We start from the raw sequence: 13,477 nt of genomic DNA on the forward strand, positions 1-13,477 counted from the left end.
TGGGCTGGCCCCCGGCGCTTCATGCGCGGAGCTACGCGGCCCGTTTCTGGTGGGTCTTAAAGAAATCGGCAATGCGGTCGGCCATCTTCGCGCGGTCCAAAGTGGCGTCAAGGCGCTGGGTTGCGGCATCCAGAATGGGCGCGGGTACAAGACCGGGGCCGCGATGGGTGATCAGGCCTTCAATGAACTCGCGCGGGAATTCGGGATGCGGTTGGACGGTGAACATCCGGTTGTCATAAAGCAGGGCGGCATTGTCGCAAAACCCTGTAGAGGCAACCACTTGGGCCGCTTCGGGCTTCACCACGACTTGATCTTGGTGCCAAGCGTTAAGAGTGATCTTCTCGCCGTCAAAATCATATTCGGTCGGCCCCACGGACCAGCCCCCGGCGTATTTCTCGACCTTGCCGCCCATGGCTTGGGCGATGATCTGATGGCCAAAGCAGATGCCGACCATCGGAACATGCGCGGCGTAAGAGGCGCGGATGAAATCTTCCAGCGGCGGGATGAAGGCGTGATCCTCATAAGCGCCAAAGCGCGAGCCGGTGATCAGCCAGCCGTCACATTCGGTCACGCTTTGCGGCATCTCATTGCGCAGCACGGCGTAGCGCCGGAAGGTCAGCCCCTTATCCGCCAGCAGGCTTTCAAAGAAATCGGGGTAATCGCCCATATCGGCGCGCAGAGCGTCGGGGGATTCGCCGGTTTGAAGGATACCGATCTGCATCTGATACATCCTAAGCTTAGCCTTAAGGTGGAAGCGGTTGGGGGCGGCGGTCAAGGGGGAACTGTGATTGCTCCCGGTGAACACCGCCCTCTAGCAAACCTATCTGCGATCAAACAGTGTCGAGATAGAGTTCAAGCCGTTCCTCAGGCGTCAGCTCGGCGATGTAGTACAGCTCTTGCCGTTTGGTCTGCACCAAGTTGCGGATGATCTCACGCGGCAAGAAGCGGTAGAGCACGTCCGAATGCTCAAACGCCTCAATCGCCTCCTCCCAAGAGGAGGGGATCTGCGGCAAATCCACCGCATAGGCATTGCCGGTGATCGGCGGCGGCGGTTCAACCGCGTCCTCGATCCCGGTGAGGGCGGCGCCAAGGATGGCAGCCAGCATGAGATAGGGGTTCACATCGCCGCCCGCGACGCGGTGCTCAATCCGGCGTGCGGCCGGGTTGCCGGCGGGAATCCGGATCGCGGTGGTGCGGTTCTCATAGCCCCAAGAGATGGCGGTGGGGGCGTGTTTGTCGGGGACCAAACGCTCATAGCTGTTGAAATGCGGCGCAAAAACCAAGGCGGAATCATGCATCGCATTCAGGCAACCGGCGACGGCATGGCGCAGCGCCGCCGTGCCCTTGGGGCCACCGGAATCAAAGATATTGTCGCCTTTCTGGTCCAGCACCGAGAAATGCGTGTGCAGGCCCGAGCCGGAATAATCGGCATAGGGTTTGGCCATGAAGCTCGCGGCAAAGCCGTGGCGGCGGGCAAGGCCCTTCACCAACATCTTGAAAAGCCAAGCATCATCGGCGGCGCGCAAAGCGTCATCGCAATGCATCAGGTTCACTTCGAATTGGCCAAGCCCGGTTTCGGAGGTGGTGGTATCGGCCGGGATATCCATCGCCTCACAGGCGTCATAGAGGTCTGTGAAGAAGGTGTCGAAGGCGTCGAGGGCGCGGATCGACAAGGTCTCGGCCGCTTTGCGGCGCTTGCCCGAGCGCGGGCTGGCCGGCACCTGCATGGTCTTTCCGGAATCGTCGATCAGGAAGAATTCCAGCTCCATCGCGCAGACCGGAGTGAGGCCTTTTTCCTTGTAGCGATCGACCACAGCGCGCAAGGCGTGGCGGGGGTCGCCTTCGTAAGGCTGGCCGTTTTCTCGGAACATCCAGATCGGCAAAAGCGCGGTTGGCGCTTCCAGCCAAGGCATCGGCATGAAGCCACGCTCGGTGGGTTTCAACACGCCATCTTGGTCGCCCATCTCGAAAACGAGTGGGCTGTCGTCGATATCCTCGCCCCAAATGTCGAGGTTCAGTACAGAAAAGGGGAAACGCGTGCCGTCTTTTACCACTTTATCGGCAAAACGAGCCGGGACGCGCTTGCCGCGCGCTTGACCGTTCAGGTCAGCGGCTGCGACGCGGATGGTCCGCACATGCGGATGCTTTCGCAAATAATCTTTCATCGTCATGTCAATTCAGGAAGAGCACGGACCCGGCGCCCCGGCCTCCAACTTCAGAGGCCGCCTGATGCGCAAGTTCGGACCATGCCCTTGGTCCTTCCCTTGGTTTGATCGCCTTCCCGCAGGGCCCGCGCGATAGCGCTGCCGCAGGTCCGGACGGGTGTCCGAATAATTTGATCAAAAGAAGCCTACTATCGGATCAGGTTCGGGCGCAAGCGAATTCTCTGCCGTTGGTTTGAGGGCAAATGCCGGTTCAAATAGCGGTTCACCACGCCGTATAGCCCGGTCACCGCAAGGGTCAGCAGCACGAAATAGAAGGCCACGATCGGATAGGGCACAAAGGGGTTAAAGGTCTTATCGGCGAAGTAATTGGCGTAGTAGAGCGCGTCGCCCTTCTGCGCGAAGGCCGGAAAACCCGAGAAATAAACCAAAGTGGTGGCGTGAAAGAGGAAGATCGCCTCGTTGGTATAGGCGGGCCAGCCCAACCGCAGCATGGTGGGCCATTCGATGCGACGGAACTTGGCCCAGCCCGAAAGCCCGTAAGCATCAGCGGCCTCAAGATCGCCGCGCGGGATGGTTTTCAACGCGCCATAGAAGATCTCGGCCGAATAGGCGGCGGTGTTGAGAAAGAGCGTGAGAAGCGCCCCGGCCCAAGCCCTTGTGGTCCAAGAGGTCTCAATATGCAGCCCAAAGATCTCGATCCCGGCTTTGGGCAACAGGACAAGCAGCTCATAGGCCAGAAAGAACTGGATGAAGAGCGGCGAGCCGCGGAAGAGGAAGATGTACCACTCCGCCGGTTTGCGCAGGACCGCATGGCGTGAGGCTTTTGCCAAAGCCACGGCATTGGCCAGGAAGAAGCCAAAGAACAACGCCAAAGTGCCGAAGTAGATGTTCCAGATCAGCCCCGAGCCGATCAGGGTGAATTGTTGGCAAAGGTCAAAGCCCTCCTTCGGGAGCAGCCTTTCACCGTAGCCCAATGATCGAAAAGCATAAGCTTGTATCGTCTCCCAGCAGCTCATGCCTGGCCCCCCGCTTTGCGCATTTCCTCACCGCTGCGGGTGGCTTGCCCGCGCGACAGCCGGCGGGTGATCTTGCCAAGTCCGATCTCAGAGAGCCGGGTGGCCATAAGGTAGAAGACCAAAAGGGCTAGGAAGTAAAAGAGCCGCCAATCGCCATGCGGATAGGGGTTGTTGCCCGAGGTCTTGGCCGAACCCAACTCGCGCGCCCAATAGACCGCGTCTTTGATGCCCAGCAAGAACAGGAGAGGCGTGGATTTGATCAAGATGATCCAAAGGTTCGACAGGCCAGGCAGGGCGTAGATCCACATCTGCGGCACCAGCACCCGGCGGAAGACTTGGGACTGCGACATGCCGTAAGCCTCGGCCGTCTCAAGCTGGGCGCGCGGCACGGCATTCATCGCACCGTAAAGCACATTCGCCGCGAAGGCCCCGAAAACAATGGCAAATGTGGTGACGGCAAGTGCAAAGGAATAGGCGGTGACCATGAAGGGCGAGGCATTGCCCAGCGGCACCTTCGCCGCGGGGCAGACACGAAACTCGCCATTGCTCCACACCGGCTGCGACAGGTCTTCGCAGACGAAGAGATGCTTGAACCATTCAAGCCCCTGATCCAAAGCGATGACGAAAAACAGAAAGAACACGATGTCCGGCACACCGCGCACGCCCGCGATATAAATCCGCCCCAGCCAGCTGAGCGGCAGGAAATGCGATCGCGCCGAGGCAGCACCGGCAAAGCCAAAGGCCAGCGCCAGCGGTGCGGTGACAAGCAGCAGCAAGAGCACGGTGACGAAGGACCAGTAAAAGCTGAAATGCGTTGCTGTCGTCAGATAGCAACTTAGCCATTGCAGGCCTTCTAGCGCGCGCGGGTCATTGCAATATTCGAACATCTGAACCTGAAAATTGGGGGGCAGCAGCGCTGCCCCCTGTCAAATTAGAACTTTTCAGCTTCCGGGCCGAAATACTTCTCGATCAAGGCGTTCAGACTGCCATCGGCTTTCATCGACTGGATGGCGCCGTCCAATTTCGCCTTCAGTTCAGTGTCCGACTGGCGCAGGCCAATGCCGATACCGCCGCCCAAGGCCACGTCGTTGTTCAGCATCACCAACTCACCGCCCGAGTCACCTGCGATCGGCACCAGATAGTCGAGATCGGCAAAAACGGCATCGGCTTCGCCGTTCTTCACCGCCGCAACCGTCTCATCGGGGCTGGCGAATTCCAGCAAAGTGACGCCGGCCTGTTCGGCGATATAGCCCGCCTGAATGGTTGAGACCTGCGCTGCGATCACCGCGCCATCGCCGATATTGGCTTCGGGCGAGGCGGCCATATAGGCGGACTTCGACGGCGGCGTGTAGTTTTCCGAGAAGGTGATGACCTTCTGGCGCTCTTCGGTGATCGACATGCCGGCCATGATGGCGTCGTAATTGCCCGACTGCAGGTTCGGAATGATCGAATCCCATTCGTTTTGAATGACTTCGCAGCTCAGCGCTGCGCGGGCGCAGATCTCTGCCGCCAGATCGACCTCAAACCCAACCAGCGCACCGGTGGCCTGATCGATGTAGTTATAGGGCTCATAAGCGCCTTCGGTTGCGATTTTGATCGCGTCTTGCGCCTGAGCCGCGGCACCAAAGGCCATGAGGGCCGTGGCTAGAACCAGTTTTTTCATGATTATCTCCCGTTGGTTATTCGTCACTTAGGTAAAGTTTTACTGGCCCCTTCCGTCAGAACCAGCGCAGTTCTAATGCGGCAATCGTGCCATCGGCCTGCATCTGCCGGATCGCCTCGTTCAGCTGAGCCAGCAGGGGCGCGTTGCCCTTGCAAACCGCCATCGCCGTGCCCTCATCGCCGATCGGCACCTCATAGAGCAGTTCGGTGCCGGTCTCAGAGAAATACGCGGCCAGATCCGCACGTCGCTCAAAAGGGCCAAAGGCCAAATCCGCTGCTCCCTGGCGAAGGGCAGAGAGCACATCGGCCTCGGTGCGGTAGGCGCGGAAGTCGAACCCGTTCTGGCGCAGCCAAGCCTCGTGCAAAGTGCCCGATTGCACCGCGATGCGCGCCACTTCGGGCAGGGGGGCGCTGGGCGGGCCGATGAACCATTCGGTGTCATCGGTTTGCTGGTAAGGCATTGAGAAGTCGACAAGAGCGCGGCGTTCTGGCGTGATCGCCATCCCCCCGAGAACCACGTCAAATCGGCCGTCCATTACCCCCGGCACCAGCTCTTCAAAGGCCGTGCTCTCCCAGTCGCAGCGAAACTGCTTTCGCTGGCAGATCTCTTGCATGAGCTGATATTCGAAGCCGGTCAGTGCCCCGCTGGCATCGGTCATAATATAGGGCGGAAAGGGCGCCTCGGTGCCGATGGTCAGGCGCTGATCGCCGCCCGCTGCCAGAAACAGCGACGCGCCCAGAGCTGCAACCGTGGCGAAGCAGCCCATCTTAGCCCCCTAAGCTGCCGTAGCGGACAGGAAACCGCGCAACCGCTCGGTCTGCGGATTGCCAAAGAGCTGCGCGGGCGGCCCTTGCTCTTCGATCCGGCCTTGATGCAGAAAAATGACGTGATCGCTGCAATCGGCGGCCAGTTTCATATCATGGGTGACCAGCAGCATCGTGCGCCCCTCATCGGCCAAAGCCTTGATCACGCGCACGACTTCTTGCTCAAGCTCAGGGTCTAAGGCCGAGGTCGGCTCATCGAAAAGCAAAGCGCGCGGCTCCATGCACAAAGCGCGCGCAATGGCGGCGCGCTGTTGCTGGCCACCTGAAAGCTGCGCAGGCCAAGCATCAGCCTTTTCGGCAATGCCGACCTTGGCCAAATAATGCCGGGCTTTTTCTTCAACTTCTTTCGGATCGCGCTTCAGCACCGTCACCGGCGCCTCCATCACATTTTGCAGCACGGTCATATGTGACCAAAGGTTAAACTGCTGAAAAACCATCGAAAGGTTGGTGCGAATTCTGGTCACTTGCGCACGATCTGCCGGGTGACGGTCAAGGCCCGAGCCCTTCCATTGCACCGCCTCACCCTCAAAGCGGATCACGCCCTGCTGGCTGTCTTCCAGCAGATTGCAGCAGCGCAACAGCGTGGATTTACCTGAGCCGGAAGAGCCGATCAGCGAGATCACATTGCCGCGTTTTGCAACCAGATCAACGCCCTTAAGCACCTCAAGTTGGCCATAGGATTTATGCAGATCGTGGATTTCGATAACCGGGGTGTCCGTCATGCGCCCCTATACTTTCCCTGAGATCCGGCGGCGTTCTATGCACCTGTCCGGGTGTTCAATTTGGTTCAGTAGGGCGCAATTTTTGGGACATTGCAACGCAGATTCACCGCTGAAAGGGCGGTTGCGCTGGCAATTTGATCAATTTTTCATCCCAAAGTGCTGCGGCGGTGGCGGTGTGGGCACGGCGAGATAGGCGGCCTTTGGGATCACCACAATGCCGCGCAGCTGCAGGGCAGCCGCATCGGCAGGCGCAAGGGCGGCAATGGCCGCGCTGAGCGCCTCACGCAAAGGCTCGGGCGGGTTTGTCTTCGCGGTGATGAAGGGAAGCACAGGGGTGGGGGCGGTTTCGGCCACCACCTTCAGCTGTGTGGCGGATGGGTCAAATCCTTGCATCAGCCGCCATGTCAGGGCGTCGAGCCCGGCCAGATCGGCGGCGCCTGCCGCAACGGCCCTGGCGGAAGCGCGGTGGCTTTCGCTGCGCAACCGCGGGCAGGGTGTCAGGCCTAGATCCAGCAAATGCTGCGCCGGAGCGGCCCAGCCCGATTGCGACAGATCCTCATTATAAGCCATTGGCGCGCCAGAGAAATCGTGGAGATTTTGCCGGCGATCATCGGCACGGGCGACGAAAATCGTTTTGTAATGGCCGGGCGGGCAGCCCGGCAGGCCGTAATCCGGGCTTGCCACCAAGGTCACATGCTCATGCAGGCGCGAGCGATAAGGGTAGCCGCAGGTTTGCGCCAAGATCAGATCGGGGCTTTGCCATGCTGGCCAATAGGCTGCCGCACCGCGGGTCAGATCCGCCGGCGCAGCTATGCCTCGCGCGGCCAGAGCGCGACGAATCAGCTGCCACAGACGATCATTGGCGGCTTCAGCCGGGCCAAAATCATACATGGCAAGGCTGGCAATCATTCCTGCTGCAACCCCTGCCAAGCGGCCTGTCGGCTTTGCGCATTCTCCACATCGGAGAGACCAAGAAGATTTGCCACCAGCCGCATCAGCCGATCTTCCTCGGCATCGCGGAGCCCATCGACCAATGCGACCGACCACAAAGCCTGCATCATACCAAGACGCTCATCGAGTTCGGTTGCGTCTTTCAGCGCGCGGGTAAAGCGCACCGTATCAGGGGCTTCGGTCTCCAATTCTTCGGCCTCGGCGCGCAGTTTGGCGGCGGCGAAAGCGTCGTTGTCCATCCGGGCCATCAGCACCCGGTCGATACGCTCTACCTCTTCGGCGGCGTAAAGGCCGTCGGTACGGGCAGCGCGCACCATCAGCGCGGCAAGGGCAAGATTGGCATCCGCCTGCGGAAGGCGGGCGGGGGCGGGGGCCAGAAGGGCGCGGAGGAAGGTTTCAAACATGGACGAAGGATAGCGGCCTTACAAAGCTAGCGCCAGATGCGGCGCAAGCGTCTTGCGGGCTTGTGAAGGCGCCGCAAGAATTCGCTCGTCTGTGCCGGAAAGCTTTGTCAGCTTAAGGTCTTGAAAAGCGCGGTCAGCCTCGCGGCCTCGGCCTCAAGGCCCCAAGGTGGGTTGACGAAGAACATGCCCGAGCCAAGCATCCGGTGGCCTTCGCGCGCGGGCGGGAAGCGGACCTCATGCGTCAGATGGTCAGGATGCTGCGCCTCAAGCGCGCGCAGCATTGGGCCATGCGCGCCCCCCGTGAGGATCGGATACCACAGGATCAGCGTGCCCACGTTCCACTTGCGCGCAAGCTGTGCGAAGACCCGCGGGATACGCTCATAATCCTCTTTCACTTCATATGAGGGATCGCAGAGCAAGACCCCACGGCGCGGGGTCGGGGGCGCGATGGCCAGGGCCAGATCCAGCCCATCGGCCTTGTGCAGATGCGCGCCCCAAGAGCCAAGATTTTCCGCCAGAGCCGCATGTTCTTGCGGATGCAGCTCGGCCAGATGGATCGTGTCGGTCTCGCGCAGACCCAAAGCGGCGATGAGCGGTGAGCCGGGATAGGCGGTGTCGCCATACATCGATTGGGTCTCGGCCAACCTTTGGCTGTAGGGATGCTCGGGCGCAAACCAATCGGCATGGGCCAAGATGCCCTTCGCGGCCTCACCGGTCTTTTGCGCCTCATCCGCGGTCAGGTTGTACAGTCCCCGTCCGGCATGGGTTTCGATATAGGAGAGCGGTTTGTCCTTCTGGGTCAGATAGTCAAAGACCCAAGCCAGAAGCGCGTGCTTCTGCAGATCGGCCAGATTCCCGGCGTGAAAGGCATGTTGATAAGAGAGCATGACTTTGGCCTAGCAGGCGCCGAGGGGCAGGCGCAAGGGCCAGCGAGGGGGGAGGGGAGGCGCTGGGGTGGTTGAACATCTGTTAAGTAATTGACGTTGAGTTCACTTTCGCCCAACACCGGCCGTGAGGATTGTAGGAGACCCGACCATGTCCACGCCCACCAACCGCCTGCCGTTGCTACAAGCCAAGATGCGCGAAAACAGCATCGACCTTGTGGCCTTGGCACCCACGGCCAATATGACTTGGGCCGTGGGTCTGCGTCCGATGTATATGGAGCGCACCTGTATCTTGTTGGTTGGCCAAGACAATGTTGTGGCCCTGATGCCTGAGCTGGACCTGACGACCTTCCAAGAGCATCTCGATATCCCCGCGGTCACCTTGCGCGATGAGTTGGATCCAGCGGTACTTTTGGCCGAGGCGGTGGCACTGCTGGGAGCTAAAAACGTGGCGCGAGTCAGCATCGATGAAACCATGCGGGCCGATCACGCGCTTTTGGTGGTCAAAGCCTTCCCGGGCGCAGATTTCGAAAGCAGTGAAAAGCTGATGTCGCAGGTCCGGACCTGCAAAGACGCCGTCGAGCTGGCAGCTTTGGCAGCGATTGCCGAGATCAATGACAAAGCGATGGAAGCGGCCTTTGCTGCAATCGCTGTGGGCAAGTCCGAGTTCGAAGTGCTGAACGAGGTGAAGGCCGCCTTCGCCGCCGAAGGCGCTGAGCTGAACTATTACGTCGTTGGCACCGGCGCGAATGGCGCCAAGCCGCATCACCACACCGGCACCGATCTCATCCAAGAGGGCGATGCGATCGTGATCGATATCGCGGGCAATAAGGGCGATTACTACTCGGATATGACCCGGATGGCCGTGGTCGGAACCGCGCCCGAAGGCTACGCCGAGATCCACGGCATCGTTGAGCAAGCGGTTCAGGCGGCTTTGGCGGCAGCAAAGCCGGGTGCCAAGGCGCATGAGGTGGATGATGCGGCGCGCGGCGTGATCACGGCAGCGGGCTATGGCGAATATTTCACCCATCGCACAGGCCACGGCATCGGCCTTGACGTGCATGAGGGCCCGTTCATCACCGCAAGCTCGCAAGTGGTCTTGCAGCCCGGCATGGCCTTCACCATCGAGCCGGGGATCTATCTGCCCGGCCGCTTTGGCGTGCGGCTTGAAGAGATTGCCGTCATCACCGAAACCGGCTGCCGCATCCTGTCGCGCCTGCCGCGGGATACCTATTGGGTCTCGTGATCCGACCTGAGGTCTGAAATGCGAAAAGGGGGCGAATGGACCGCCCCCTTTTCGTTTGAGACCAGCCTAAGCTTAGAAGCTGAGGTGAGCTTGCGAAAAGGCCGAGCGCGACGGGTTCAGAATCGCATCAGCAGTGCTGTTCAGCGGCGCCTTGATCTTGCCCTTACCCAGCGGGATCGAAAGGCCGAAGCGAACCGCCTCGGTACCATAACCGGAATGGACGGAGGAGGAACTCCGAGCCAATTCGAGCGATGCAATCATGGGTACGCCGATATTGTCGGTCAAATCATAGGATGCGCCAAGACTTATGGTCCGATCTTGGTAAGTGTCAGTCCTCCACATAATGGACTCAGCGCCTGTAAGCTCGACCAGACCAGCGAAGATATTGATCTTATCGGTAGCGCTGTAGACCGCTGCAATTCCCTTGGTCGTCATCTGCTTGAGATCGGAGCCGAAAATGTCCCAGTCTGTTTTCACGACCGACACGCCGATTGTTAGCTTTTCGCCGATGCTATAGCTGGCACGGATGCCTGAACTTCTCAGACTATAGTCACTGCCAACGTCGCCGCCGGGGCCGCCCATTTTGCTTTTGGCTGCAAAGACGGCTACATCGATACCGTCGGCTTCATAACCGATTTCGATACCCGTCGTGTCCATGGTCGAATAGTCCTTCTCCACATCCCCTTCGTCTTCGTAGTCTAGTGAGAAGCTTTCGTAGAAGGCCGCAGCTTTCATATTATTGGAGAAGGTATAGCCGAGGTCGAAGGACTTCAAATCACCCGGGGTGCTTGTTTCGGAGTAGCCGTCCTCTTTGTCGAGTTTATTAAAGCGGGCGCCAAAGGTGAGGCCATTCTCAAATGCGAATTTGATGCGCCCGTCGAAGGTGACAGTCTTGGTGGGCACCGAATACACCGAATCCCATCCGGTCTCGCTATAGCCAAGGGTCAATGCGCCGGAATAGTCCTGAGCAAAGGCGGCGAACGGAGAGGCCAAAGCAACTGTGAAGGCAAGGGCGCCAAATTTGGTACTCATCAGGGGAAGGCTCCATAGTAAATGCCCGGTGTGGTAAACAACCTCAGAGGGTGTATGCAACAGGTTAAATAATTAATCGGCTAGTCATATTTAAGGAATTTCAGTGTATTAGCCGTGGATCGCCTCAACTTTCCGTGAGGTGAAAAAAGCCCCCGCGAGGGCGGGGGCTTTGGTGTATTTTCGGGCTGCGGTCCGTTTAGACCAGACGGCTGTTCTCAATCGCGGCGCGGATGAAATCGGCAAAAAGCGGATGCGGCGCGAAGGGCTTTGACTTCAGCTCGGGGTGGAATTGCACGCCGATGAACCACGGGTGATCTTTCACCTCGACGATCTCGGGCAGCTTGCCATCGGGCGACATGCCCGAGAACACCAGCCCCGACTTTTCCAACTGGTCGCGATACTGCGTGTCCACCTCATAGCGGTGACGGTGGCGCTCTTCGATCGTCGTCGCGCCATAGATCCGCGCGACAGCCGAGCCATCCTTGAGATGCGCGGTATAAGCGCCCAAACGCATGGTGCCGCCCTTGGCGTCATCGGCCTTGCGGCGCACGGTGTGATTGCCCTGCACCCATTCTTTCAGGTGATAGACAACCGGGGTGAAGCGGCGCTCGCCCTTTTCATGGTCGAACTCTTCCGAGCCGGCATTGGCCAACCCCACCATGTTCCGCGCGGCTTCGACGACCGCCATTTGCATGCCAAGGCAGATGCCAAGGTAAGGAATCTTACGCTCACGCGCGAAGCGGGCGGCGTTGATCTTGCCCTCGGTGCCGCGCTCGCCAAAGCCGCCGGGCACCAGAATCGCGTGGAAATTGCCCAAAACCGCAGCCGGATCTTCGCGCTCAAAGATCTCGGCATCGATCCATTCCGAACGCACCTTGGTGCGATTGGCCATGCCGCCATGGGTCAGCGCCTCGGCGATGGATTTATAGGCGTCTTCCAGTTGGGTGTATTTGCCAACAATGGCCACACGCACCTCGCCCTCGGGATGCGAGAGGCGGTCCATCACATCTTCCCAACGCCCCAGATTGGGCTTCGGTGCCGGGTTGATGCCAAAAGCGTCAAGCACGGCTTGGTCCAGACCGGCGCGGTGATAGGCCAGCGGTGCTTCATAGATGGTTTTCAGGTCATAGGCCGGAATCACCGCCTCTTTGCGGACATTGCAGAAAAGGGCGATCTTTTCGCGCTCACGCTCGGGGATCGGATGCTCTGAGCGGCAGACCAGCACATCCGGCGCCAGACCAATGGATTGCAACTCTTTGACCGAGTGCTGCGTGGGTTTGGTCTTCAACTCACCCGATGCCGCCAAATAGGGCAGGAGGGTAAGGTGCATCAGAATCGACTGGCCACGCGGCCGTTCGTGAATGAATTGGCGGATGGCTTCGAAGAAGGGCAGGCCTTCGATATCGCCAACGGTGCCGCCGATCTCGCACAGCATGAAATCAACCTCTTCATCGCCGACGCGAAGGAAGTCTTTGATCTCATTGGTGACATGCGGGATGACTTGGATGGTCTTGCCCAGATAATCGCCGCGGCGCTCGCGCTCGAGCACGTTGGAATAGATCCGGCCCGAGGAAATAGAATCGGTCATCCGCGCATGCACGCCGGTGAAGCGTTCATAATGTCCAAGGTCGAGGTCGGTCTCCGCGCCGTCATCGGTCACGAAGACCTCACCATGCTCGAAGGGGGACATCGTGCCGGGGTCGACGTTGAGGTAGGGATCGAGCTTGCGCAGCCGAACCGTATAGCCGCGCGCCTGCAGCAAGGCCCCCAGAGCGGCCGAGGCCAAGCCCTTGCCAAGAGAGGATACGACGCCACCGGTGATGAAAATATAACGCGCCACGCCGGGCCCCCCGTGTTCAGTTCAACATGCGATTCGGGCAGGTGGAATCGCAGCACCACGGGAGATGGGATATACCCTCTCCCGGTCATGTTCACAACCCGCTCCCCGCAACATGATGTTTGCGGGGCGGGTAGAAAGTCAAAAGCTAGTGGATCAGTTGCTGCCGGTCGCCGGAGCGGCGGTTTCGTCAGCTGCCGGAGCGGTCACAGCAGGCGGGATCAAGGCCTCATCCGCGGGGGCCGGGGGCAGCAGGCTGTCGATTTCAGCCGGTGCGCTGGTGCCATCAGCCGGCGCAGCGGGCGGCGGGACCAGATCCAGAACCGAGCCGCCGCCAGCATCGCGTGCCGCCATGACCGCAAGGGTCATCGAGGTGCAGATGAAGGCGATCGCGAAGACCCAAGTCAGCTTGGTCAGGCCGGTCGCTTTGCCACGGGCTTGCGTGCTGCCGCCGCCAGAGAGAAGCGCGCCACCTTCATTGCGCTGCAAAAGCACGACGCCAATCAACAGAAGGGCGAGGATCAGGTGGACGGTAAGGACGACGGTTTCCATGGAGGCGTTATTCCCGGGGCCAAGTCTTGCGGGGCCATTTAGGACTATGGAGCGCGCGGCGCAAGTGAGGATGCAGTCCCCGCGCCTTTTGGATTGCATTGCGCTGCGTCGGAGCCGCGGGTTTTGCACATCTTGCACCGATCAAACCTGGCCAAAATGCCTATGCGGATGGATGATCTGG

At 59.9% G+C, this 13,477-nt stretch carries 14 protein-coding genes; 1 reads left to right on the plus strand and 13 read right to left on the minus strand.

What is annotated here, in order from left to right; all coding sequences use genetic code 11:
- Positions 1 to 31: 31 nt before the first annotated feature.
- The 10 genes from Q9295_RS05115 to rlmJ form a co-directional block, all read right to left on the minus strand.
- Positions 32 to 721 (minus strand): type 1 glutamine amidotransferase, encoded by a 690-nt coding sequence (locus tag Q9295_RS05115; protein WP_306679432.1) that lies wholly within the window; start codon positions 719 to 721, stop codon positions 32 to 34.
- 109 nt (positions 722 to 830) lie between these two features.
- The gene (locus Q9295_RS05120) at positions 831 to 2,165 is read right to left on the minus strand and encodes a glutamine synthetase family protein (RefSeq protein WP_306679433.1); all 1,335 of its coding nucleotides are present in this window, start codon (positions 2,163 to 2,165) and stop codon (positions 831 to 833) included.
- 188 nt (positions 2,166 to 2,353) lie between these two features.
- On the minus strand, positions 2,354 to 3,181 hold the full coding sequence (locus Q9295_RS05125) for an ABC transporter permease (RefSeq protein ID WP_306679434.1): 828 nt from the start codon (positions 3,179 to 3,181) through the stop codon (positions 2,354 to 2,356).
- Complete coding sequence (locus Q9295_RS05130; protein WP_306679435.1) at positions 3,178 to 4,068, minus strand: ABC transporter permease; 891 nt, start codon at positions 4,066 to 4,068, stop codon at positions 3,178 to 3,180. Before Q9295_RS05130 ends, Q9295_RS05125 begins: the two co-directional genes overlap by 4 nt.
- 44 nt (positions 4,069 to 4,112) lie before the next feature.
- A complete protein-coding gene (locus tag Q9295_RS05135; RefSeq protein WP_306679436.1) occupies positions 4,113 to 4,844 on the minus strand; it encodes a transporter substrate-binding domain-containing protein in 732 nt (243 codons plus the stop codon).
- Between the two features lie 55 nt (positions 4,845 to 4,899).
- The gene (locus tag Q9295_RS05140; protein WP_306679437.1) at positions 4,900 to 5,610 is read right to left on the minus strand and encodes an ABC transporter substrate-binding protein; all 711 of its coding nucleotides are present in this window, start codon (positions 5,608 to 5,610) and stop codon (positions 4,900 to 4,902) included.
- A gap of 9 nt (positions 5,611 to 5,619) precedes the next feature.
- A complete protein-coding gene (locus Q9295_RS05145) occupies positions 5,620 to 6,390 on the minus strand; it encodes an ABC transporter ATP-binding protein (protein ID WP_306679438.1) in 771 nt (256 codons plus the stop codon).
- A 138-nt stretch (positions 6,391 to 6,528) separates the two neighbouring features.
- Positions 6,529 to 7,299: a phosphate/phosphite/phosphonate ABC transporter substrate-binding protein gene (locus Q9295_RS05150; protein WP_306679439.1), complete on the minus strand. Its 771-nt coding sequence runs from the start codon at positions 7,297 to 7,299 to the stop codon at positions 6,529 to 6,531.
- Positions 7,296 to 7,745 carry a tellurite resistance TerB family protein gene (locus Q9295_RS05155; protein WP_306679440.1) on the minus strand — a complete coding sequence of 150 codons (450 nt, stop codon included), beginning with the start codon at positions 7,743 to 7,745 and terminating at the stop codon, positions 7,296 to 7,298. Before Q9295_RS05155 ends, Q9295_RS05150 begins: the two co-directional genes overlap by 4 nt.
- Positions 7,746 to 7,852: 107 nt before the next feature.
- Positions 7,853 to 8,632: a 23S rRNA (adenine(2030)-N(6))-methyltransferase RlmJ gene (gene rlmJ / locus Q9295_RS05160; protein ID WP_306679441.1), complete on the minus strand. Its 780-nt coding sequence runs from the start codon at positions 8,630 to 8,632 to the stop codon at positions 7,853 to 7,855.
- Positions 8,633 to 8,780: 148 nt separating this feature from the next.
- Between rlmJ and Q9295_RS05165 the strand changes: the two genes are divergently transcribed.
- Positions 8,781 to 9,875 carry a M24 family metallopeptidase gene (locus tag Q9295_RS05165; protein ID WP_306679442.1) on the plus strand — a complete coding sequence of 365 codons (1,095 nt, stop codon included), beginning with the start codon at positions 8,781 to 8,783 and terminating at the stop codon, positions 9,873 to 9,875.
- 72 nt (positions 9,876 to 9,947) lie between these two features.
- Here the strand turns inward: Q9295_RS05165 and Q9295_RS05170 are convergent, their stop codons facing one another.
- From Q9295_RS05170 to secG, 3 genes are all read right to left on the minus strand, one after another.
- Positions 9,948 to 10,907, minus strand: coding sequence for a hypothetical protein (locus tag Q9295_RS05170; RefSeq protein WP_306679443.1), 960 nt, complete (start codon positions 10,905 to 10,907; stop codon positions 9,948 to 9,950).
- A gap of 196 nt (positions 10,908 to 11,103) precedes the next feature.
- Positions 11,104 to 12,747 carry a CTP synthase gene (pyrG, locus tag Q9295_RS05175; RefSeq protein WP_306679444.1) on the minus strand — a complete coding sequence of 548 codons (1,644 nt, stop codon included), beginning with the start codon at positions 12,745 to 12,747 and terminating at the stop codon, positions 11,104 to 11,106.
- A gap of 153 nt (positions 12,748 to 12,900) precedes the next feature.
- Positions 12,901 to 13,296 carry a preprotein translocase subunit SecG gene (secG, locus tag Q9295_RS05180; RefSeq protein ID WP_306679445.1) on the minus strand — a complete coding sequence of 132 codons (396 nt, stop codon included), beginning with the start codon at positions 13,294 to 13,296 and terminating at the stop codon, positions 12,901 to 12,903.
- Positions 13,297 to 13,477: the final 181 nt, after the last annotated feature.

The sequence above is a fragment of the Pseudogemmobacter lacusdianii genome, from assembly GCF_030848395.1.
GTDB lineage: Bacteria > Pseudomonadota > Alphaproteobacteria > Rhodobacterales > Rhodobacteraceae > Pseudogemmobacter > Pseudogemmobacter lacusdianii.

Excerpts from the sequence above, each read along its gene's own strand:
- Q9295_RS05135 (WP_306679436.1), bottom strand. The coding sequence starts at position 4,844 with ATGAAAAAACTGGTTCTAGCCACGGCCCTCATGGCCTTTGGTGCCGCG.
- Q9295_RS05170 (WP_306679443.1), bottom strand. The coding sequence starts at position 10,907 with ATGAGTACCAAATTTGGCGCCCTTGCCTTCACAGTTGCTTTGGCCTCT.
- secG (WP_306679445.1), bottom strand. The coding sequence starts at position 13,296 with ATGGAAACCGTCGTCCTTACCGTCCACCTGATCCTCGCCCTTCTGTTG.
- Q9295_RS05120 (WP_306679433.1), bottom strand. The coding sequence starts at position 2,165 with ATGAAAGATTATTTGCGAAAGCATCCGCATGTGCGGACCATCCGCGTC.
- rlmJ (WP_306679441.1), bottom strand. The coding sequence starts at position 8,632 with ATGCTCTCTTATCAACATGCCTTTCACGCCGGGAATCTGGCCGATCTG.
- Q9295_RS05125 (WP_306679434.1), bottom strand. The coding sequence starts at position 3,181 with ATGAGCTGCTGGGAGACGATACAAGCTTATGCTTTTCGATCATTGGGC.
- Q9295_RS05165 (WP_306679442.1), top strand. The coding sequence starts at position 8,781 with ATGTCCACGCCCACCAACCGCCTGCCGTTGCTACAAGCCAAGATGCGC.
- Q9295_RS05140 (WP_306679437.1), bottom strand. The coding sequence starts at position 5,610 with ATGGGCTGCTTCGCCACGGTTGCAGCTCTGGGCGCGTCGCTGTTTCTG.
- Q9295_RS05130 (WP_306679435.1), bottom strand. The coding sequence starts at position 4,068 with ATGTTCGAATATTGCAATGACCCGCGCGCGCTAGAAGGCCTGCAATGG.
- Q9295_RS05150 (WP_306679439.1), bottom strand. The coding sequence starts at position 7,299 with ATGATTGCCAGCCTTGCCATGTATGATTTTGGCCCGGCTGAAGCCGCC.
- Q9295_RS05155 (WP_306679440.1), bottom strand. The coding sequence starts at position 7,745 with ATGTTTGAAACCTTCCTCCGCGCCCTTCTGGCCCCCGCCCCCGCCCGC.
- Q9295_RS05145 (WP_306679438.1), bottom strand. The coding sequence starts at position 6,390 with ATGACGGACACCCCGGTTATCGAAATCCACGATCTGCATAAATCCTAT.
- Q9295_RS05115 (WP_306679432.1), bottom strand. The coding sequence starts at position 721 with ATGCAGATCGGTATCCTTCAAACCGGCGAATCCCCCGACGCTCTGCGC.